This is a genomic window from Desulfosporosinus sp. OT, from assembly GCF_000224515.1.
In the GTDB taxonomy this organism is placed as follows: Bacteria; Bacillota; Desulfitobacteriia; order Desulfitobacteriales; family Desulfitobacteriaceae; genus Desulfosporosinus.
On sequence record NZ_AGAF01000172.1, the window covers coordinates 51,826 to 72,789 of the forward strand.

Here is a 20,964-nt window from a genome sequence, read left to right on the forward strand (position 1 = left end):
TGCAAGCGGGAACGGTTCTTGGTTGCATAAATAACAAACTTTCGTTCAAGGTAAGAACATCATCGTAGACGGCAAGGGAGTAGCAGGAGAGCTGTCTTGGAGGACGAGGGAACACAACGTGTTCCGCCACGTTAATGCAAGCACCGGTTGAACAGAGTTTGATGAGCCACACCATCAGAGAGGGTTCGCCATTTTAAGATATTTCAGGCAAATATATATAATAAAGCATGGTGAGATGATTGGATAGGAGTGTTCAGTTTGACTAAGGGATATGTATATTTAGTGGGTGCTGGTCCAGGAGATCCAAAGTTAATAACCATCAAGGGTTCGGAATGTATTGCCAAAGCAGATGTCTTGGTTTATGACCGCTTAGCTTCGCGGCGTCTTCTAAAGTTAGCCCGTCCGGATTGCGAACTGATCTATGTGGGAAAATCACCGGACCGTCACACCCTTAGACAAGAGGAAATAAATCAAGTCCTCGTGGATAAAAGTCTAGAAGGAAAAATTGTGACTCGCCTAAAAGGAGGAGACCCTTTTGTATTTGGTCGAGGTGGCGAAGAAGCAGAAGAGTTGCTCAAGGCAGGTATTCAGTTTGAGGTCGTACCAGGCATTACCTCCGCGATCGCCGTTCCTGCTTATGCAGGTATTCCAGTAACGCATCGAGATTTTACAACTTCGTTTGCCGTCATCACTGGCCATGAAGACCCGACCAAAAATGAAACAACCATTCACTGGGATCACCTGGCGCAATCGCACGGGACGCTTGTTTTCCTGATGGGAATGGAAAATCTTCCGATAATCGCTCGGAAACTAATGGAAAATGGCAAAAAGCCCACAACCCCAGTTGGAATCATCCAATGGGGAACTCGGCCAGAGCAACGTACGCTCGTAGGGCAGCTGGACACTATTGCCACAGAGGTAAAAGAACAGGGCTTTACGAACCCTTCCATTATTATTGTCGGTGAAGTTGTCACAATGCGGGAAAAACTCCAGTGGTTTGAAAAGAAACCCCTGTTCGGACAACGAATCGTTGTAACCCGCGCACGTCATCAAGCGAGTGAATTGTCTCAGGCTATTGAAGCTTTAGGAGGGGAAGCTTGGGAATTTCCGATGATTGAAATTGCCCCTCCCTCGGACAACTCTTATTTGCATAAAGCCTTAGACAATCTTAAAGAATTCCAATGGCTGATCTTTACCAGTGTCAACGGGGTCGAAGCCTTTTTTGCGGAACTAAAGCGGCAAAAACGAGATGTTCGAGATCTGGTTGGCCTTGAGATTGTTGCCATTGGCCCTGCTACGAAAGTGGCCATTGAGCAAAGAGGACTACGTGTTGCCTATGTACCAGAAGAATTTCGGGCGGAGAAAATCGTTGAAGGTTTGTCAAGTCGTATATCATCTGGTCAGAAAGCATTACTGGCAAGGGCTGAAGAAGCAAGAGATGTCTTACCAAAAGCTCTTGAAGCCATGGGTGTGGATGTCTGGGATGTGCCGGTCTATAAAACGGTCATTGGTGGAGCAAACCGTGACGAATTGAAAAGCATGCTCCGAAATAAAGAGTTCCATTCAGTCACCTTCACAAGTTCTTCAACAGTGCGTAATTTTTTCGCCTTAATCGATGGAGATGTTTCTTTAGTAGACAATGTTTCGCTCTATTCTATTGGACCGATCACGAGTACCACAGCTCAAGAACTTGGTTTCACGATTTACAAAGAAGCAGCGCAGTATACTATTAGTGGATTGGTAGAAACATTACTGGAGGGAAATAAAACATGATCAGTGTAACCAAGCTTTTATTCGATACAGACTATTTTGGAGATTCCCTACGTTATAACAAAGGGTCTCATGGTGCTCGAAATGGAACAACCGTTGATTCTGGGCCCGTTGTCGTATGGAATTCGACTAAGACGTGCAACTTGAAATGTGCCCACTGTTATATGGAGTCGGATTCTCAAAAATATCAAGGAGAAATGACCACCGAAGAAGCAAAGCACTTCATTGATGATTTAGCTGATTTTAAATCTCCTGTGCTACTTTTCTCTGGTGGGGAACCGTTAATCCGTCCCGATTTTTTCGAATTAGCAGAATACGCAATCTCCAAAGGGTTACGGGTTACACTTTCCACGAATGGCACATTGATTACCCCTGAAGTGGCCAAGCGTCTTAAAGAAATTGGAGTGTCCTATGTTGGAATCTCACTCGATGGTCTTGAAGATGTCAATGACAAGTTTCGGGGTAAAGAGGGAGCCTTTCAGGCGGCGATGCATGGAATTCAAAATTGTGTAGCTGTAGATCAAAGAGTTGGACTTCGTTTTACAATTAATCATCACAATATCAAAGAATTAGATAAAATCTTTGATTTTATTGAAGCGGAAAATATCGATCGTGTTTGCTTCTACCACTTGGTCTATTCGGGTCGTGGCAACCAAATGATTGCCGAGGATGTGACGCCGGAAGAGTCCCGTCAGGCGATGGATACGATTATTCGCCGAACTCGGGATTTTGAAGCACGAGGCTTGAAAAAGGAAATCTTGACAGTCGATAATCATTGCGATGGCGTGTATATGTACTTGCAGGCGTTAAAAGAAGATCCTGCTAGAGCTGAACGAATCAAGGGTCTCATTGGTTTAAACGGCGGAAACCGTTCAGGTATTGCCTTTGGAGAAGTTGACCCAATGGGAGACGTGCATCCTGACCAATTCACTCAGCATATCTCATTTGGAAATGTCCGCGAACGAAAAATAGCCGAGATCTGGACTGATCTGTCACATCCAACCCTGGCAGGACTCAAAGACCGCAAGGCCTTGCTCAAAGGACGTTGTGCTGCCTGTCAATACCTGGATATGTGTAACGGAAATTTCCGGACTCGTGCGGAAGCAGTCACCGGGGATTTCTGGGAATCAGACCCGGCCTGTTATTTAACCGATGAAGAGATAGGCTTGAAATAGGAATATAGTATTGGAGGTTGATATAATGGAACTTAAAAGGCGCCCGCGCCGTTTACGGGCCAATGAAATTATTAGGAGCATGGTCCGGGAAAACCATGTCAGAGTTGAGGAGTTAATTTACCCAATGATTGTTATGCCAGGAGAAAAAAAGAAGATCGAGATTTCTTCTATGCCTGGCGTTTACAACTTTTCTCTGGATGAATTTATCTTGCAACTTCAACAGGTCGTAGAATTAGGGATTCCTGCAATTTTGTTATTTGGAATTCCTGAGAGCAAAGATAGCGTCGGGGCAGGTGCTTATCATGAGCATGGGATTGTGCAAGAAGCCGTGCGTCTGGCTAAAAAACAATTCCCGCAACTTTATGTCATCACTGATGTCTGTCTGTGTGAATATACCGACCACGGGCATTGTGGTTTGATTGAGAATGGGCAAATTCTGAACGACCCAACGCTTGATTTACTTGCCCAGACTGCTGTTTCTCATGCGCGTGCCGGTGCGGATATGGTCGCACCGTCAGACATGATGGATGGGAGAGTTGCGGCGATCAGGGAAGCATTAGATGAAGAAGGCTTCTCTCATATCCCGATTATGGCCTATTCTGCCAAAGTAGCCTCCGGATTTTACGGCCCGTTCCGTGAAGCAGCGGGGTCGACTCCTCAGTTTGGCGATCGTAGAACGTATCAGATGGACCCGGCGAATGGGAACGAAGCCATGCTGGAAACGGCGCTGGATATTGAAGAGGGAGCCGACTTAATTATCGTGAAGCCAGCCTTGGCTTATGGCGATATTACCTATCGCACGAAAGAAAAATTTGGAGTGCCCGTTGTTGCGTATAACGTTAGTGGTGAGTATTCGATGGTAAAAGCAGCTGCAGCAAATGGTTGGATTGATGAGCAGCGTATTGTCATGGAAGCCCTAGTGAGTATGAAACGTGCGGGCGCAGACCTGCTGATCACCTATCATGCCTTGGATGTAGCGCGCTGGCTCAGAGAGGGGGGACAAGTATGATAGTTTCCTGGAATACGACAAACGCCTGTAATATGTTTTGTGATCATTGCTACCGTGAGGCCGGGTGCAAAGCCGAAGACGAACTTAGTACAGCCGAAGCAAAAACGTTACTAGAGCAGATTGCTAAAGCAGGTTTTAAAATCATGATCTTCAGTGGGGGAGAGCCCTTGATGAGGACGGATATCGTAGAATTGGTGGCACATGCAACCTTTCTAGGTTTACGGCCTGTTTTTGGAACCAATGGTACTCTGCTCACCTTAGAATTAGCACAGCAACTTAAAGAGGCTGGCACCATGGGAATGGGTATTTCCTTGGATTCTCTCGACAAGGAAAAGCACGATGAATTCCGCAAATTTCCCGGCGCCTGGGATGGGGCCGTACGGGGAATGAAAATTTGTCGCGAAGTCGGACTTCCCTTTCAAATTCACACGACAATCATGGATTGGAATGCGGACGAAGTGGAAGCTATTACGGATTTTGCAGTCGAGATGGGTGCGGTTGCCCACCATTTCTTTTTCCTCGTTCCTACTGGCCGGGCAGTTTCGATAGAGGAAGAGACCCTTAAAGCAGAGGCTTATGAGGATATCTTGACTCGAATTATGAAAAAACAACAAACTGTCGATATTGAACTCAAGCCAACTTGTGCCCCTCAGTTTATGCGTATTGCTAAACAAATGGGTATCAATATGCGCTATAGTCGCGGTTGTTTAGCGGGAACCCACTACTGCATCATCGGACCGAAAGGGCAAGTCCAACCCTGTGCGTATTTAAATATACCATTAGGGGATGTTCGAAAGACACCGTTTGATGAAATTTGGCGTAATCATGAAGTTTTTAATACCCTGCGAACACTCGATTATAAGGATGGGTGCGGAACGTGTGAGTATAAGCGCGCCTGTGGAGGTTGTCGTGCACGTGCTGCCTACTACAATGAAGGGGATTACATGGCGGAGGAGCCGTGGTGCTTATACCACGGAAGGAAGGGGGTTTAGAATGGATTCAATTGATCGTGCCCTGCTGAATGCCATCCAAGATCGTTTTCCGATTGCTGTTCATCCTTATCAAATTCTGGGCGAAGCAGTAGGAACAACGGAGGACGATGCCTTTAGACGGATTCAACGTCTTCGACAAGAGGGAATCATTCGCCGTCTGGGCGGTGTCTTTGATTCTCGACGTTTAGGATACTATAGTACTCTATGTGCAGGCAAAGTTCCCGAAGAAAAGATTTCCATCTTAGCTAAACTGCTCGAGGGTATCCCAGGAGTGACTCACAATTATATTCGAAACCACGAATATAATGTCTGGTTTACCCTTATTGCCCGTTCGCAGACTGTTGTCGAGAATATCCTTCAACACATTCGTGAAGTCATAGGAGTGGCGGACGTCTTTAGTCTTCCAGCAACTCGACTTTTTAAAATAAATGTCAATTTCGATTTCGATCTATCTGATGAAGAATCTCTTTCTGAAGAAGGAATAGATACCCTCGGAGAGAGTAATCTACGGGGCGCACAAAAGGAGAACGTCTCTTCTTATGATTTAACGAACGAAGACATTGCCTTGATTCGTGTGCTCCAGGGGAATCTGCCGGATTCCCCAACTCCTTTCACCATACTGGCCGAGAACCTCCAGTGGCCAGTTGATAAAGTGATTTCTTGTGCCAATCATCTCCTAAATGCGGAAGTAACTCGCCGTTTTGGTGCAGTTTTACGCCATCAGAAAGCAGGCTTTGTGGCTAATGCCATGGGGGTTTGGCAGGTCGATCCGGAACGGGCAGCTGAGGTAGGAGAAATTATGGCCCGATTTAAGGAAGTTAGTCACTGTTACCAACGACCCACCCTTCCCGATTGGCAGTACAACCTCTTTACTATGATCCATGGCCGTACCGCGGAGGATTGTGGAGAGGTCATGAAGAAGATTTCTTTGGCAACTGGGATAACGACTTATTCCATGCTTTTTAGTACTGCTGAATTAAAAAAGAGCAGTATGCAGTATTTTCTTGAGGATGAGACAAACTAGAACAAGGGGGTATTCACTTGTCTTTTGTGGACGAAAAAAGCCATCAGGCCTTTGTCAAGGCCCAAAGGGTCATTCCAGGTGGTGTTAATTCGCCTGTGAGGGCCTTTAAATCCGTAGGGCGTGACCCCGTATTCATAGACCGGGGTGCAGGAGCCTACATCTGGGATATTGATGGCAATCGCTACCTGGATTTTGTCGGTTCCTGGGGCCCACTGATTGTTGGGCATGCTCATCCGGAAGTAGTTGCTGTGATCAAACGAGTAGCTGAGCGAGGGACGAGTTACGGTGCTCCAACAGAAGTTGAAACAGTATTAGCCGAAGAAGTCCTCAAGGCGTACCCTTCCATGGAAATGATACGTATGGTCAACTCTGGAACTGAAGCTACAATGAGTGCTTTGCGTTTAGCACGTGGTGTTACAGGCAGGACGAAAATTATTAAGTTTGAGGGCTGTTACCATGGGCACTCAGATCAACTTCTGATCAAGGCAGGGAGTGGTGCCCTTACCTTTGGTGTCCCCACGTCTCCAGGAGTTACCGAACAAACTGCGTCATCTACAATTTCGGCCCGGTTCAATGACCTTGAAGGGTTAAAGGAGATATTCCAACGCGAAGGAGAAGAAATCGCTTGTGTTATTCTTGAACCAGTCGCCGGGAACATGGGTGTCGTCTTACCACAAGAAGGGTTCTTACAAGGGGTTCGTCGCTTAACTGAAGAATATGGTGCCTTACTGATCTTTGACGAAGTGATGACCGGTTTCAGAGTCAGTTATGGAGGGGCACAAGGCTTTTATGGAATTGACCCGGATTTGACTTGCCTAGGTAAAGTAATCGGCGGAGGACTACCGGTTGGCGCATACGGAGGAAAACGTCGATTCATGGAAAAAATTTCTCCGAGTGGTCCTATATATCAAGCGGGAACCCTTTCAGGGAATCCGTTAGCGATGAACGCTGGGTTAGCTACTTTGAAATTATTACAACAACCTGGAACCTATGAGACTTTAGCAAATAGAACTAATCGACTAGCTGAAGGATTAAAGCAACTCGCCCAAGAGGCAGGACTTCCTATTTGGATTAATGCCATTGGAGCCATGTTTTCCGCCTTTTTCACAGATAGTCCAGTTTTAGATTATGCCAGCGCTTGCACATCGGATGTGGAACGATTTGCCAAGTTTTTCCGAGGGATGTTGGAACAAGGCATTTACTTAGCCCCTAGTCAATTTGAAGCTGTCTTTTTATCAACTGCTCATACGGACGCAGACATCGATCTTACATTAGAACAGACCAGAAAAGTTCTGAAGACCCTATAGCGAAAAACCTATTCAAAGGGGTGGTTTGCTGATTGGAACGCAAACGTGTAATAAGAACCCTCATTACGTTCAGCTTATTGGCTGCCTTAGTCGCGGTAATCGTCGTCTCGCAAAATCGTGATCCGTCTAACCCACACAGCTCGGTGTCAAAAGATACTTGGATCCATGGACCTAAAGGCCATGGATATGCCGTCTTAAACAACCAGCAACCATGGAAACAATGTTATACTTGTCACGAAAAGAAAGGGCTTGGCGGAGAAGCGTATTGTCAGAGTTGCCATGACCAATCCGGTGTGAAAGTAGATATTCCTAAAAAACCTTCGTAATGTGCTCCAGCCCTAATTGTTCGGTTTATTTGCTTGAATGAAGATAATATCTGCTTATTAACAAAACGATAAATAGGGTTCTCCCAAGACTCACCATAAAAGCCTTGCTGGAATAATATGGTATATAAGATGGGCTGGGAGGGGACTCGGTTTGAATGCAGAGGAACGGATTGGATTTATTGAGCGTCTAGAACAATTACGGGATTCCAAAGTATTAGTCTATTTTTCCTATACACCCCTCGATGACACGATTATTATTCCCCTCTATAAACAGCTGAAGGAAATGGGTCACACCAAAAAAATTGATCTGATATTACACAGTTATGGTGGAGCGGTAGATACACCTTATAAAGTGGTGACGCTGATCCGGGAGTTTTGCGATGAGTTTGCCGTAATTGTTCCGTTTGTCGCTAAATCAGCGGCTTCAATGCTTGTCCTAGGAGCAGATGAAGTTGTCATGGGGCCAATCTCCGAACTCGGACCTATTGATCCTTTAGTTACGCATCCTGTCTATAAAGATATTTTAATTCCCGTTCAAGCAGTTTGGCATTGCTTAGATTACTTGCAGCGTTCCGTTATCAATTGTTCTGACCTGGAGGTTGCATCATTTATGGTAACCCCGTTGTTGAACAAGCTTGATCCGTGGCTTATTGGGGATTATGAAAAAACGATAAAGGCCTCTCGGCAATATGCAGAAACATTATTATCCAGCTACATGCTAAAAGATGACACTGAACGAGTCCAGAGCGTTACGCAGGCTCTAACTGAGGGGTACTTTTCACATGGGTATCCAATTGGTCGTCGAGAAGCTAGAGAACTAGGACTTAAAGTGACTGAAGCCAATGGAGAACTGTGGGATGTAATTTGGAAATTGTATCTTGGATACGAAGAACTTTTTAAAGTAAAAGAAGATGAAGAAAAAAATAAGGCAACCAATAAGTCTTAAAACTTAAGACTTATTGGGTTCATTTTTATGTTAAAACTTACTAAATTCACTTTTAAACTTCTTTTTTAACTTTCCATAAAAAACATATTGCGTGTAGTCCTTTAATACGATAGGATAAGCATATGCTTAATTTGCTAATATTAACTAGAGTTGTGTACTCAACCTTTCAATTAAAGTAGCTATTATAATGGAGGTCGAAATTATGCTGACAACATTTGGATTTGTTTCCCCTTTGGAAGCGGGTATTTTTCTTGTTATTGCTTTAGTTATTTTCGGACCGGGTAAGTTACCGGATGTAGGAAAAGCCCTCGGAAAAGGGATAAGAGAATTTAAATCTGCCAGTGAGGGCGAAGTGAAAAAAGAAGAGGTTAAAGAAAAAGCAGAGTAATCTTCACGGAACTCACATAACTTTTCTTTCATGAAACAAAGATGGAGCCATTTGGCCCCATCTTTTTGCTGTGTGACTGTATTAAATACTAGAGGTATTTGGTTTGGTATTACCCTTGTAAGGGTTTGAATCTGCCTTTAACCTTTTGAACCTCTTGGGCCTCAGCATCGCTTGTGGGATACCATCCCTTTTGGTTCATAATATTGTAAAGGTTTTCATGAATACTATGTTCTTCCGTTAGGATAGTTTTCAGGTTTTGCCTTAAATTAGCACAAGTTGATTCAGTGATAAATGTATTGACAGTAGAAGTAAGATGTTTTTCACTTGTCAGTAGGTCGGTAAGAATTTCTTGTTCAGTCATCGTGTTTTGAGTATTCAACTTTATCCCGCCTTTCTTTACTTATTGATGGGAATTTAAATAATTGAGTAAGGTATCATAGTGTTTACGATGCAACGCAGAAATGGAAGAAAGTTGAGAACTGATCGCTTGATCTTGGACAGATTGAGCGGCTTGAGCAAACTTATGGACTAATAAAGCTTCGGCTCCGAGTTGATCGCTTAAAATGGTCAAGTTTTTGGATGTTAATTCAGGCATCGAAGTGTTCATAATCAATCTCCTCTCAGTACAATTTAACAACAAGTATAGAATGTCTCAATGAACATAAATTATGTCTGTAAAATAATAGCAAGAAACTGAGTACTAGAATTAGATATTAATGGTATAATTTAGGTTGGATGAGAGCCTTTTTTGGCAACACTATATTTAAATAAGGAAACAACCTTTATTTAATGAGGGAGAATCAAGGATATGAAGTCATCAGTTGCCCTACCTATGAATAGCGGAAGGTTAATTTACTATTTTGTTGCCCAAGTTTTTCCGATCGTTAAACAAGAGCTAACTGGATGGCAACGGATGGCCGCGAAGTTACCGGATGCTCGCCTGAGCCAGCAGGCTACAGAGAGTATTCGCACCAAAACGTTTCATTGTCAAGGCGGCAGTATTTTTGCGCTGTATCCGGGTGTGAATAGGACTGAAGCAATTCAATTCATTGTTGCTTATCAAACTATGAGCGATTATCTTGATAATTTGGTAGATAGCCTAGAGGTTCAGGATGAAGTGGCTTTTTCTCAGTTGCATTTAGCCATGCAAGAAGCTTTAAACCCTGAGGCAGTTCCTTCGGATTACTATTTGTATTACCCCTATCGGGAAGATGGCAGGTATCTAGAACGGTTGGTCAAAACCTGTCAAGAAAGCATTAGAAAGCTACCATCGTATAAATTAGTTCAAGAAGATGCTATTAAGTTTGCGAAACTCTATTCCCACTTACAAACGTACAAACACTTGGCAGTGGAAGAACGGGAAGCGAAAATGTTAAACTGGATTACCCCCTACTTAAAGGAATATCCAGATATAACAACTTGGGAATTTGGTGCTGCGACGGGGTCGACTTTAGGAATCTTCTCACTATATGCGGTTGCCTTTAACCCTCAATTAACGCCAAAGGAAGTTCAGAAGATCAGCCAGGCCTACTTTCCTTGGATATGTGGCCTTCATATTTTATTAGATTATTTTATTGATTTACGGGAAGACAGAGAAACGAGTCAGTTGAATTTTGTTGCGTATTATCAAGATATCGGAATGACGTTTCAGCGCCTGCAACAGTTTGAAGAAAATTCCTTAAAGCAAGCGGAGCGACTGGACTATCCTAAGTTCCATCGAGCAGTTGTCCAGGGACTTCTTGCCATGTATCTGTCCGATGAAAAGGGTATGGACACAGATATTCGCTCTGTCACCAAGCAACTGTTGGGGGATAGTGGGCTGGGGGTTAATCTGCTCTATTGGATGTGTTGTCAATTGAGAAAAAGGAAGTCACTTTAATCCAGGCATAAAATGAATAAAAAAAATGAAAAGATCAAACGAACGTATGGCAAGGCGTTCGTTTGATCTTTTTGCTTAGTATGTATCTAATTTGTACGTTGCAAGATAGAATCAGCTAAGTGTATAAGGGTTGATTTATAAGGACTCCCAGGGACTGTATCCAAGCTAGCTTTAGCTTTACTGATACATTGAGTAGCTGTTGTATAGGCCTGCTCAATACTCCCTGAGCAGATTAGAGCTTCTTTAACGCTTTGGATGCCTTGCTGCGAGATCTTACGTGTTTTCATGATTTCTCTGAGCCAATTTCCATAAACAGGATCATCCAAAAGATAAAGAACGGGGAGTGTTATGTTTCCATTAACGAGATCGGCACCAACTGGTTTTCCAAGAGATTCTGTATTCCCACTGATATCCAGAATGTCATCAGTGATTTGATAGGCATAGCCAATGTTTAATCCGTATTCACGCATGAGAGCCAAATCTTCGGAAAGAACACCTGCCAGAATGGCTCCTGATTGACAGCAAGCAGCTAGAAGAATTCCTGTTTTTTGAGCAATTCGGTTAAAATAATGTTCAGTGTTGACCGAAACCGAGAATTGTTCACTTGCTTGATTTACTTCTCCGTCACACATGGCTTGAATTGCTTCTACGAGGTATTTCATGCTGTCTAGCAGTTGGTGTGTGGAGAGGATATTAAAGGCTTCAGCAAAGAGATAATCTCCTGTCAGAATGGCTGCATGGTCTCCATGAAGGGAGTTTACGGTCGGTTTTCCACGTCGGGTAGCCGATTCATCGATAACATCATCATGAATCAAGGAAGCCATGTGAATAAGTTCTGCTGCGACAGCTGCTTGGATCATTAATGGATTTAAGGGAGCAAAACACATACCACTATACAGAGTGAGGAGTGGCCGAATTCTTTTTCCGCCTGATTGCAACAAACTAATACAAGTCTGTTGAATGAGACCATCTGCTTTATTAAGCACGACCTGCAGCTGGTCTTCAACAAATAACAGTTCTGGAAATTGAAAAGTGGGAATTGATATGTCGGTAGGGTTATAAAGTTGTTGTATACTCATAGCATCAGCCTCTGCCCTCTATCTAAAATTTTCAAAATGCAGCTTTTTATATTATGTCATAAAGGTAAAGATTGGATACCTAGTATTTAAAAGATTTCTGGACCGTTAAAGTGTCCTGAAAAGTAAATGAAAATTGAGTAAGATTAATCCTTTAGGGAAATCTAAAAGTGTTTGAACGAATATATAATGAAGTTCAAATTAGCGGATAGACTAAGTCAAAGAGGAGGAAATAATATGGGTAACGAAAATGACAAGGAACATGCTTCACAATTAAATCGACAGCCTTGGGAGCCAGCGGGGGTTGTGAGTGTTGTTAATGATGATACAACACCAAAATACGGTAAAGAGAGGCTTAAAAATGCTAAAGGAGGCATGCTTACCTTAGAAGTTGAGGAAGTGTTTCATAATAAAGGAATCATGGAAGGGACTAAAGAAGGTTAGCACATTAGTCCGTAATCGCCGAGAGTCACTCAAATAAGGGTGGCTCTATCATTTTGTAACCCTGTCCAAACACCCTGAATAAACTGAAAAAAGGAGGAACAATATGAAAGTGTGTATCGATCCTGGACATGGTGGTAATGATCCGGGCACAGAGGGTAATGGGTTGCACGAAAAAGACCTTACGCTTGACATTAGTCTTAAACTAAAGCCTTTGCTAGAGTACAACGGCATAAACGCAGTCCTTACGCGTGAAGGGGACTATTCCCCAGGCCACTTGGAAGGAGATCATAAAGGGGAACTTCGTGCTCGTGTGGATATTGCCGAGAAGAGCAAGGTCAATCTGTTTATATCAATTCATGTTAATGCTGGTGGAGGAACTGGCGAAGAAATTTTGATTATTGCTAAAGGCGCGCGAGCTGAAACGGCAGCAAATACGGTTTTGCCTTACCTCGTTCAGGTAGGTGGTTGGGCAAACCGAGGAGTCAAAGTGCAGAATGTTTTAGTGCTGCGTGAAACAAGCATGCCAGCAATTCTAACGGAAAATGGGTTTATCGATAACTCAACAGACGCAATGAAGTTAAAGGATCCGAATTTTCGATATGCACTTGCAAGGGCCCATGCCCAAGGAATTTGTGATTATTTTGGCATACAATACAAGGACATGATGTCACCAACGCTAAAGCAAGACGTTATGTACCGCATCATCATTGATGGCAAGCAAGTCATGGCCTTAAGTTCCCAAGAGAATGCAATCGTAGAAATGAAAAAGCTGGTCGATAATGGCCAGGCATCAAAAGGAATAGTGCAACGTAATACAGATGGAGTTAACATTTTCGAATATTCTAAGTCTCAGGATTCGTCGATCAATTCTGGGTCTCAGTCAGAAACACCCAAAAGTCAACTGGAGGACCGGCAGACACCGATAATGGGAAATGAAACAATTACAGTTGAGCAATGCCAACAGTTTTTACTAAGGTATAATTCAAATGCCCCGGGTATTATTCCCTTCTACAAGAAATACGGAGAACTTCTTGGTATCAGATGGGGCCTGGCTGTGGCCCAAATGATTAAGGAAACTGGCTATCTCAAATTCGGTGGAGATGTTGTACCCGAACAAAACAACTTTGCAGGAATTGGAGCGGTTGGTGGAGGGGAACAAGGCGCTGTCTTCTCTTCGCCTGAAGAAGGTGTGCTAGCCCATTTAGAGCACCTCTTTGCGTATGCTTCATTAGATCGGTTGCCTGTTGGCGTCACTAAGCTAGACCCTCGATTTGAGTTGGTAAAGCGCGGAAGTTGTCTGAATTGGGAAGATTTGAACGGTCATTGGGCAGTACCAGGGAATGGTTATGGTGAGGATATTGTATATATTTACGGAAAGATGGTCTCAGAAGTCGTTACCACCACACCTTTCGGAAACAAGGCAATAGGATTACTACGTCAACTATTAATTGCAATTAGGGAGCTTTTCAGTGAAAAATAATTTAAACCATGAAGTAACTCCTAAAATGGGCGTTACTTCATGGTTTAACGAAGAATAATACATAAATATATGGGGTTTAGGATATAAATGGTATTTGTAGAGAAGTATAGTTGCAAAGTTAGAGCTGAGGTGAGGGTAAATGCCTAACGATAGTGTGTGGAAGGACTTAATTAAACCAACAATATTTGCATTCATGATTGCATGTGCGATTCCAGCTGGAATCGCGGGTACATATTATATATATAGTATGTACTTTTAGAACCCATCACGACGGTGCTATTCTAAGATGCACTTTTCAAAAAATTCACTTCCATGGACATTATTTTCCTGTTACAATAATAGAAGTGTTAAATTGAGAGGGATAAGGATTGAGAAAAATGAACGTAATGATTTTTACAAGCAGCCCTAATATAGATGGGTTGACAGCTGCCTGTGGTAACGCCGCCAAAACAGGAGTTGAAGAGGCCGGTGCACATGTCGTTATGGTTAACCTCAATCGGCAAAAGATCGGTCATTGTCAGGCTTGTGGTAACGGTTGGGGACCTTGCCGCAACGAACACAAGTGTCAAGTACAAGATGACTTCCAAGATTTACATGCATCTATGGCGGATATGGATGCGTTCATCATGATAACTCCTGTTTACTTTGGAGAAATGAGTGAATCGGCCAAAACTTTTTCAGACCGTTTACGACGATGTGAAGCATTGAAAAAAGACAAGACATTATTTGAAGGAAAACCTGTCTTAGCCGTGGCTGCGGCAGGCGGTAGCGGTAATGGCCTAACATCTTGTCTTACGTCTATGGAGAGACTCTTTACCCATGTTAAAGCTGAAAAGTTTGACTTCATAGGGATCACTCAGAAAAATAAAGGGTATAAGCTAGAGGCCATTCTCAAAGCGGGGAGAGAAATGGTATCCATTTTAAATCGAAAAAATGGAGAACAGTAGAATATCATTGCTGTTTTTTCCTCAATAAGATAGAGAAGCCAGCGACAAGCCATTTGGCCTAGTCGCTGGCTTTTTAATACTTCGCCAAGTTTCTTTATACCATGAAATAATATGATAATGAATCTATCGCATTTAGGGAAAAGATATGAGTAAAGGGAGTTACAAATTGTTAGGTCAAGTTAAGTTCGGTCCTGGGCGAACATGATTCGGATTTTGAGATGATCCAATTTGTAAGCTTCTAAAATGAATAGAGGAATTCGAAAAATTCACAATAAAATTCAATGATTGTGTCCATATCGACTTGTAATAACCATATTGACTAATACTAGTCATAATGCTAATCTTCAAATGGGGAAAAGATAATCAGCAGTCAACTCCTGGCTCAAACTCAAGTGTATTGATGGCTTTGGTCATCTGAGCATCCTCGTAAGCTATGAATTGGGGGGTGCGAAACTTATAAGGAGAGGAGATGCCTTATGCAGAATTTAGTAGCAGGACTAATCAAATTTCGGACCCAAGATTATGAAGAACACAAAAATCTATTTTGTAGATTGAAAAGACGTCAAGAACCTCATACATTGTTCATTGCCTGTTCCGATTCACGCGTAGTACCGGAATTGATAACGAAATCATTACCAGGGGAATTGTTCGTTGTTAGAAATATCGCTAACATCGTTCCTAAATATAAGGAAGCCCATGAATATGTAGCCACTACTTCAGCTACTACGGCAGCAATTGAATATGCGATTAAGGTTCTCAAAGTAAAAAATATTATTATTTGTGGTCACTCCAACTGTGGGGGGTGTTCGTCAATCTATTTACCCGATGCGGTCCTCAACGAAATGCCTGCCACAAAAAAATGGTTAGAAGTATCCGGAAATGTTAAGAAACGGGTAATGGAAGAGATAGATGGTAAAGACCTGGAAATGAGGGAATGGCTAACAGAGCATATAAATATTGTCGAACAGATAAAACACTTGTTAACCTACCCATATGTCGAGGAAAAGTATAACAAACGAGAACTCGATATTATGGGTATGTATTACAGAATTGAAACTGGAGAAGTTTTCATTTTCAATGCTCAAAAATCAGCATTCGAATTAGCGAACTAAAGTAAAAGCCATCACCCTAAATTGAATAAGGTGATGGCTTTATAAGATGAATTTTGTGATAGTTAAGAAATTATTAATTTGGTTGTTTTTTAAGATATTCATCGACGGCGGCAGATTGCATTTTCTCCCAGGTTTGAAATTTGGTCGTTTTATTTATAAAAACATCAAATTTAGCGTCTAGGATAGCCATAAAGTCCGCTAGACTATTTACATTGTATTTTCCAGCATCAAGCAACTCTTTAAAATTAGAAAATTTTGTGTGAGTAGTCATGAAAGACGATGTAAACAGATCGTTAAAACTTACCATACTCATAGATTTCTCGGCGGCCTTCTTTTCCATGTCTTTAGCCAAGACATCTAAATCGGAATCTGGAATGTCACTCATAATATTCACCCCCTTTCCGTTGAACGGTTAGTTCGAACACCTGCTAACTTCGACATAAAAGGAGAAAAAACCTGTCAACATTGAGTATTATAAGAGCTATTGTTAATCAATGCAAACATTTAAAATAAAATCTTAAGAAGAAAGACTAGGTAACCACCAGGTCTTTCTTCTTTTTTAGGGCTTCTCAAACATAAAATCAGTAAGCATCGTATGGAATTGCCTGCCAAAAATAATAGAAGTATAATCTATAAAAGAGGAATTTTGAAGTAATTTGTAGAAATGTATAAAACATTGAAAAAGTTGGGAGCATTGAAGATGTCAATTGAAAATAAATTTCTAGAAGATGAACGGAAACGACTGTATGCCTTGTTAAATGGTCTGCCAGGATTAGTTTATGTTCGAACAAGCGAAGGTAAAGTAATTTTTGCTAACCATAATTTTAAAGAAATTCACGGTGAACCAGATAATAGAAAGTGTTATCATATACTTTTAAATAAAGATGAACCTTGTAGCAATTGTCATACATCGGCGACTTCTGGGATCAAAATTCCAAAGCAATGGCAATGTGTCATAAAGGATACAATATTTGAAGTGTTTCAGCATCCTTTTCAAGACTCTGATGGTACTCAACTATTTTTAATGCAGCTGCTTGATATTACAAAAAGGAAGTTAGCCGAAGAGGAAATGGCACGTTTGGATCGTTTAAACCTCGTCGGAGAATTGGCGGCTAGTATTGCTCATGAAGTACGTAACCCGATGACAACAGTAAGAGGTTTTTTACAGATCTTGAAAAGCAGAGATACATTACAGGAAAACGCCGATTATTATGATTTGATGATTAGTGAGTTGGATAGGGCAAACGGTATAATAAGCGAGTTTTTGTCTATAGCAAAAACAAAAACGGAATTATATACCGTAGTTAAACTTAATAATTTAGTTCATTCACTGTACCCATTAATCCTTGCAGATGCTACGAATCAAGATAAAAAAGTTGTCTTAGAAACTGAGCAAGTCACTGAATTGACAATGAATGAAAGGGAAATTAGGCAACTAATTCTCAATCTGACAAGAAACGGATTTGAAGCGATGCCTTCGAGGGGTGTGTTGAAAATAATGACTTATATGGAGGCTAACAATATAGTGCTTGCAGTACAAGACCAAGGTACAGGAATTAGTAAAGATATCATCGAGAGATTAGGGACACCGTTCCTAACGACTAAGGAAAGAGGCACTGGTTTGGGTCTTGCAACGTGCTATAATATTGCTGAAAGACATAATGCAAAGATAGATGTGGAATCATCTTCTTCCGGGACGACTTTTTTCATTAGATTTCAGATACGTTAAGCTAGACTTTGGTAGAGTTTAACCAAAGCAGAGTTCCAGTTGAACAACCGGTTTTTAAACATATTTAAGATACTGCATAAGTTAATAAGGTAAACAGAAGCTAAGCAGAGTTGGATTCCGATTCATGAAGGCGAGGGAGAGATAGGGGAAATTAAGCTTGGAGAGACAGGGAACGTTGTATTGGGAGAGACATCGGGAGTTGAGGACGATACTGTTCCGAAATGGCCTATTAGAGCAAGTTGGGGGGTAACTCTTCCTTGCGCATCTTGGGCATATCGTATTCCGGGAGAATATCCATAAACTGTTACAGCGGACCCAGGTGTCAGAGACAAATTGCTACCAATAAGGAAACAATCAAGCAGAGTGCTAGCATCGTTTGTCAGCATAATCATTTCAGTAGAATTACCAATAATTATTGTCGCGAGACTGCTTTGAGGAGAGTATGATCGTACAGATTTGATTGTACCGGTAAATCGAAGGTACTGACCGTAGAAATCAGCAGGTTTATTGAGCACCGTGCTCGGTGAAGGGCTGGTAGATGTAGGTGTTTTATTAGTTTCCAGGAAAAGCAAGGCGCGTAGGGCATTCCCATTTTTAGTTATGTCTAAATCTTGTAGATTCCAATTCGTTGTAATGGGCGCTGTCGTTGCAGCACTATCGCCATGGGTTCTGAAAATAGCTATTAACAAGAGAGCTCCCACCACAATATATAGAGGATTAAACTTCATGTTTTGGTAATTAGTTCGTTTTGGCATTCCACACCTCCTAACAATCCCTACTATGAATTATGACGTGCAGATTTAAATTATGTACATGTAACTAAGAGTCGCCTAAACATGTAGCGACATCAAAAACTAAGGTTTCGGCTTAACCACTGAGAGACTAATTCGAAGGTTGGTGAGACGTTTGGCGGTCATAGGAGGGCGGGCCCATATTAATGGGATTACATTTGCCACTAACACGCATGTAGTTCGAGGGAAGTTATCACAAGGAAAAATATCAATTAATGTAAGTCGGTTGCCCGGGATAAGAATATTTAATCTAATGGACAAAGTTCCTTTTTTACGCGGAGTTTCGCGATTGGCAAAGCTCAATTTAAAGTTGTTTCTAGCTATGATCTTTTTGCTTATTACGCCGTGGGATTGGATATTTCCTCCTACTGAAATGTCAGCAACTGAGTCAGTTTGGCCTGTGCTCGCTATCTATGGCATTGTTCTTATTACGTTAGTATTTTCCCTGAAACGGCTTTGGCAGTTTCATGGAGCAGAGCATAAAGCATTTAACATTTATACAAGTGGAGGAGATCTTTCACTGAGTGCGGTAAAGGAAGCTAGCCGAGTTAGTGCACGATGTGGAACTAATTTAGTCGTGATTTTGTTGCCCATCTTGATCTTGCTAACTGTGGTGACGTATCAGATGCCATTGTTTGTGTTGATAGTATCCATATCCATTGGTTATGAAATCTTTAACTGGAGTTCACGTCGTCAATATTTAAAGCGAGCGTTTCTGATCGCTGCATTCATCCAGAAATACATTGTCACTGCAGAACCGACTGAAGTGCAGATGCGAGTCGCTATTGCTACATTAGCTAAAGCAATAGAATGCGAAGAAAGAATAGTGCCCGCCTAAGTCTTAACACAAATGATCAGGATCCCTAATTTTCATCTGTTCGAATTCTTTCTCTGCGAAAACATAAAATAGTCGTTCATGGGCTTTTTCCAAGGTTTCAAAAATACCTATAACTTGCTCGGGGCGTTTGTCTATCCAAGCCAACCAGTCATTATCGTGAATGGTTGTCGCAAAATAGGAAATTCCATAGTCGTATACAATTGTAATGCTGTTAGAAAGCATTTCCTCATAGCTAATAAATCCATTTTTGATGGCGAAATCATCTCTATCCAAGGTTCTCAACCCCTTCTGGTTTTTCACAAATAGTATTCTCCCTTCCAAGCTGTCTAAGCGTGTTGTAGAGGGAGAAGTAACAATGTAGAATATTTTATTGATTATGACGTAAAAAAGTACCCAATAAAAGCTAAGGAGCATGCAATTTGAAAACTGATTTATCATTATTAGCCATAGGCATTGGCAGTTTGCCGCATTTAAAGACGAAGGATGCCTTAGAATTGATTCAAACCTTAAACGAAATACCCCATTGGCCTCAATTGCCCAACCAGGCTTCTTCCGAAGACATGTTAAATCAATATTCCTTTCCATTGTTCAAGCTGGGTTTGGTAGTGGAGAAAGATGGGAAACTGTTCTTTGATACCTCTCAGGCAAATTGGTTAGACAAAGTGACTAATTTTTACAATCAATATTTAGAAATAATCGAAGGTAATTCGAATGACTTTGATTTGTTTTCATTCCCTGAAGAATCAGCGCAAGGATTTTATGCTTTTCTGGCAAAGTTAACAAATGGTGATTTTAATGAGGCTAAATTCATTAAAGGCCAAGTAACAGGCCCAGTCACCCTGGGGCTTCAATTAACGGATCAAGACAGAAGATCTTCTTATTACAGTTCAGAATTGCGAGAAATTGTTGTTAAATCTCTTGCGTTGCAAGCCTTTTGGCAGACCAAAACTTTAAGTCAGTATAACAAACCTGTAATCATTTTTATCGATGAGCCAGGATTATACGGCTATGGTCAGTCGACCTTCATCACTCTGAAGAAGGAAGAAATAACTAATGAATTGAACGAAATAGTTGACTCTATTCATTTAGCTCAGGGAATCGCCGGAATTCATGTCTGCGCCAGTACAGATTGGTCAATGATTCTTCAGTCAAAAACTGATATTGTAAACTTTGATGCCTATGAGTATTTTACAAGCATGATTGTATATATAGAAGAACTTAAGGCTTTTATGGAAAGGGGCGGAGTATTAGCCTGGGGATTAATCCCAACCAACTCAAAAGTTCTAGAGCTAACAGCGGATGATTTGACCACACTCTTTGAACAACATGTTGCTTTTTTTGTTCAAAATGGTATTGACAGAAAGGTTTTGTTAAGCCAGTCGATAATTACTCCAAGCTGTGGAGTGGGTAGCTGTACTATTGAAGTAGCGGAAAAGGTTTATGATCTAACACATGAGGTAGCCTTAAAACTTAGAAAGTCATTATCCTAGCCTGCTAAGACTTTACACAAGATTGTCAAATTCTAAGAGGTAAGTGTATCATTATAAGGCAAAGTGTTCCGATATAGAACACCTTACCGGGCAAAATGTATCGAAATAAATCGAAAATAGGCTTTGATGTAATTTATTTGACTTAAGGATGAGAGTATTTTTTGAAAATTTAAACGTTTAAAGCAGCTTAAATCCTGAGCAAGGTAGAATTATAGATAAGTATCGAGATAACTTGAAAGTT

Annotated in this window: 23 protein-coding genes; 17 read left to right on the forward strand and 6 right to left on the reverse strand. The window is 41.6% G+C overall.

What is annotated here, in order from left to right:
- The first annotated feature begins 258 nt into the window (after window positions 1–258).
- The 9 genes from cobA (at window position 259) to tatA (ending at window position 8,937) form a co-directional block, all read left to right on the forward strand.
- On the forward strand, window positions 259–1,773 hold the full coding sequence (gene cobA / locus DOT_RS16760) for a uroporphyrinogen-III C-methyltransferase (RefSeq protein ID WP_009621205.1): 1,515 nt from the start codon (window positions 259–261) through the stop codon (window positions 1,771–1,773).
- Window positions 1,770–2,945, forward strand: a complete 1,176-nt coding sequence (nirJ1, locus tag DOT_RS16765; protein ID WP_009621206.1) for a putative heme d1 biosynthesis radical SAM protein NirJ1 — start codon at window positions 1,770–1,772, stop codon at window positions 2,943–2,945. Before cobA ends, nirJ1 begins: the two co-directional genes overlap by 4 nt.
- Before the next feature lie 25 nt (window positions 2,946–2,970).
- Window positions 2,971–3,954 carry a porphobilinogen synthase gene (gene hemB, locus DOT_RS16770; protein WP_040412556.1) on the forward strand — a complete coding sequence of 328 codons (984 nt, stop codon included), beginning with the start codon at window positions 2,971–2,973 and terminating at the stop codon, window positions 3,952–3,954.
- Window positions 3,951–4,946 (forward strand): putative heme d1 biosynthesis radical SAM protein NirJ2, encoded by a 996-nt coding sequence (nirJ2, locus tag DOT_RS16775; RefSeq protein ID WP_009621208.1) that lies wholly within the window; start codon window positions 3,951–3,953, stop codon window positions 4,944–4,946. Before hemB ends, nirJ2 begins: the two co-directional genes overlap by 4 nt.
- Before the next feature lies 1 nt (window position 4,947).
- Window positions 4,948–5,970, forward strand: a complete 1,023-nt coding sequence (locus DOT_RS16780) for an AsnC family transcriptional regulator (RefSeq protein ID WP_009621209.1) — start codon at window positions 4,948–4,950, stop codon at window positions 5,968–5,970.
- A 17-nt stretch (window positions 5,971–5,987) separates the two neighbouring features.
- On the forward strand, window positions 5,988–7,277 hold the full coding sequence (gene hemL / locus DOT_RS16785; protein WP_009621210.1) for a glutamate-1-semialdehyde 2,1-aminomutase: 1,290 nt from the start codon (window positions 5,988–5,990) through the stop codon (window positions 7,275–7,277).
- A gap of 32 nt (window positions 7,278–7,309) precedes the next feature.
- Complete coding sequence (locus DOT_RS16790) at window positions 7,310–7,603, forward strand: hypothetical protein (protein WP_009621211.1); 294 nt, start codon at window positions 7,310–7,312, stop codon at window positions 7,601–7,603.
- Between the two features lie 151 nt (window positions 7,604–7,754).
- A complete protein-coding gene (locus tag DOT_RS16795) occupies window positions 7,755–8,549 on the forward strand; it encodes an ATP-dependent Clp protease proteolytic subunit (RefSeq protein WP_009621212.1) in 795 nt (264 codons plus the stop codon).
- A gap of 202 nt (window positions 8,550–8,751) precedes the next feature.
- On the forward strand, window positions 8,752–8,937 hold the full coding sequence (gene tatA, locus DOT_RS16800; RefSeq protein ID WP_040412558.1) for a twin-arginine translocase TatA/TatE family subunit: 186 nt from the start codon (window positions 8,752–8,754) through the stop codon (window positions 8,935–8,937).
- 109 nt (window positions 8,938–9,046) lie between these two features.
- On the opposite strand, the gene DOT_RS16805 is transcribed toward tatA, so the two are convergent.
- Together DOT_RS16805 and DOT_RS16810 are read right to left on the reverse strand one after the other, a co-directional pair.
- Window positions 9,047–9,316, reverse strand: a complete 270-nt coding sequence (locus DOT_RS16805) for a spore coat protein (RefSeq protein WP_009621214.1) — start codon at window positions 9,314–9,316, stop codon at window positions 9,047–9,049.
- Between the two features lie 21 nt (window positions 9,317–9,337).
- Window positions 9,338–9,544, reverse strand: coding sequence for a hypothetical protein (locus DOT_RS16810; RefSeq protein ID WP_009621215.1), 207 nt, complete (start codon window positions 9,542–9,544; stop codon window positions 9,338–9,340).
- 201 nt (window positions 9,545–9,745) lie between these two features.
- Between DOT_RS16810 and DOT_RS16815 the strand changes: the two genes are divergently transcribed.
- Entirely contained in the window at window positions 9,746–10,816 is a 1,071-nt protein-coding gene (locus tag DOT_RS16815; protein ID WP_009621216.1) for a tetraprenyl-beta-curcumene synthase family protein, read from the forward strand.
- A gap of 86 nt (window positions 10,817–10,902) precedes the next feature.
- On the opposite strand, the gene DOT_RS16820 is transcribed toward DOT_RS16815, so the two are convergent.
- Complete coding sequence (locus tag DOT_RS16820) at window positions 10,903–11,895, reverse strand: polyprenyl synthetase family protein (RefSeq protein WP_009621217.1); 993 nt, start codon at window positions 11,893–11,895, stop codon at window positions 10,903–10,905.
- A gap of 234 nt (window positions 11,896–12,129) precedes the next feature.
- On the opposite strand from DOT_RS16820, the gene DOT_RS16825 reads away from it, so the two are divergent.
- From DOT_RS16825 to DOT_RS16840, 4 genes are all read left to right on the forward strand, one after another.
- Window positions 12,130–12,336: a hypothetical protein gene (locus DOT_RS16825; RefSeq protein ID WP_009621218.1), complete on the forward strand. Its 207-nt coding sequence runs from the start codon at window positions 12,130–12,132 to the stop codon at window positions 12,334–12,336.
- A gap of 103 nt (window positions 12,337–12,439) precedes the next feature.
- Window positions 12,440–13,816 carry an N-acetylmuramoyl-L-alanine amidase gene (locus tag DOT_RS16830; protein ID WP_009621219.1) on the forward strand — a complete coding sequence of 459 codons (1,377 nt, stop codon included), beginning with the start codon at window positions 12,440–12,442 and terminating at the stop codon, window positions 13,814–13,816.
- Between the two features lie 377 nt (window positions 13,817–14,193).
- Window positions 14,194–14,763 carry a flavodoxin family protein gene (locus DOT_RS16835; RefSeq protein ID WP_040412569.1) on the forward strand — a complete coding sequence of 190 codons (570 nt, stop codon included), beginning with the start codon at window positions 14,194–14,196 and terminating at the stop codon, window positions 14,761–14,763.
- A 476-nt stretch (window positions 14,764–15,239) separates the two neighbouring features.
- The gene (locus DOT_RS16840; protein ID WP_009621221.1) at window positions 15,240–15,875 is read left to right on the forward strand and encodes a carbonic anhydrase; all 636 of its coding nucleotides are present in this window, start codon (window positions 15,240–15,242) and stop codon (window positions 15,873–15,875) included.
- 73 nt (window positions 15,876–15,948) lie between these two features.
- On the opposite strand, the gene DOT_RS16845 is transcribed toward DOT_RS16840, so the two are convergent.
- Window positions 15,949–16,260, reverse strand: coding sequence for a hypothetical protein (locus DOT_RS16845; RefSeq protein WP_009621222.1), 312 nt, complete (start codon window positions 16,258–16,260; stop codon window positions 15,949–15,951).
- Window positions 16,261–16,575: 315 nt separating this feature from the next.
- Here DOT_RS16845 and DOT_RS16850 point away from each other — a divergent pair, with 315 nt between their 5' ends.
- The gene (locus DOT_RS16850) at window positions 16,576–17,604 is read left to right on the forward strand and encodes an ATP-binding protein (protein WP_157998480.1); all 1,029 of its coding nucleotides are present in this window, start codon (window positions 16,576–16,578) and stop codon (window positions 17,602–17,604) included.
- 122 nt (window positions 17,605–17,726) lie between these two features.
- Here the strand turns inward: DOT_RS16850 and DOT_RS16855 are convergent, their stop codons facing one another.
- The gene (locus DOT_RS16855; protein ID WP_009621224.1) at window positions 17,727–18,359 is read right to left on the reverse strand and encodes a hypothetical protein; all 633 of its coding nucleotides are present in this window, start codon (window positions 18,357–18,359) and stop codon (window positions 17,727–17,729) included.
- Between the two features lie 151 nt (window positions 18,360–18,510).
- Here DOT_RS16855 and DOT_RS16860 point away from each other — a divergent pair, with 151 nt between their 5' ends.
- The gene (locus DOT_RS16860) at window positions 18,511–19,233 is read left to right on the forward strand and encodes a DUF1385 domain-containing protein (RefSeq protein ID WP_040412560.1); all 723 of its coding nucleotides are present in this window, start codon (window positions 18,511–18,513) and stop codon (window positions 19,231–19,233) included.
- 3 nt (window positions 19,234–19,236) lie between these two features.
- Here DOT_RS16860 and DOT_RS16865 read toward each other — a convergent pair whose 3' ends face one another.
- Window positions 19,237–19,533, reverse strand: coding sequence for a hypothetical protein (locus DOT_RS16865; protein WP_009621226.1), 297 nt, complete (start codon window positions 19,531–19,533; stop codon window positions 19,237–19,239).
- 119 nt (window positions 19,534–19,652) lie between these two features.
- On the opposite strand from DOT_RS16865, the gene DOT_RS16870 reads away from it, so the two are divergent.
- Entirely contained in the window at window positions 19,653–20,723 is a 1,071-nt protein-coding gene (locus DOT_RS16870) for a hypothetical protein (RefSeq protein WP_009621227.1), read from the forward strand.
- Window positions 20,724–20,964 lie beyond the last annotated feature (241 nt).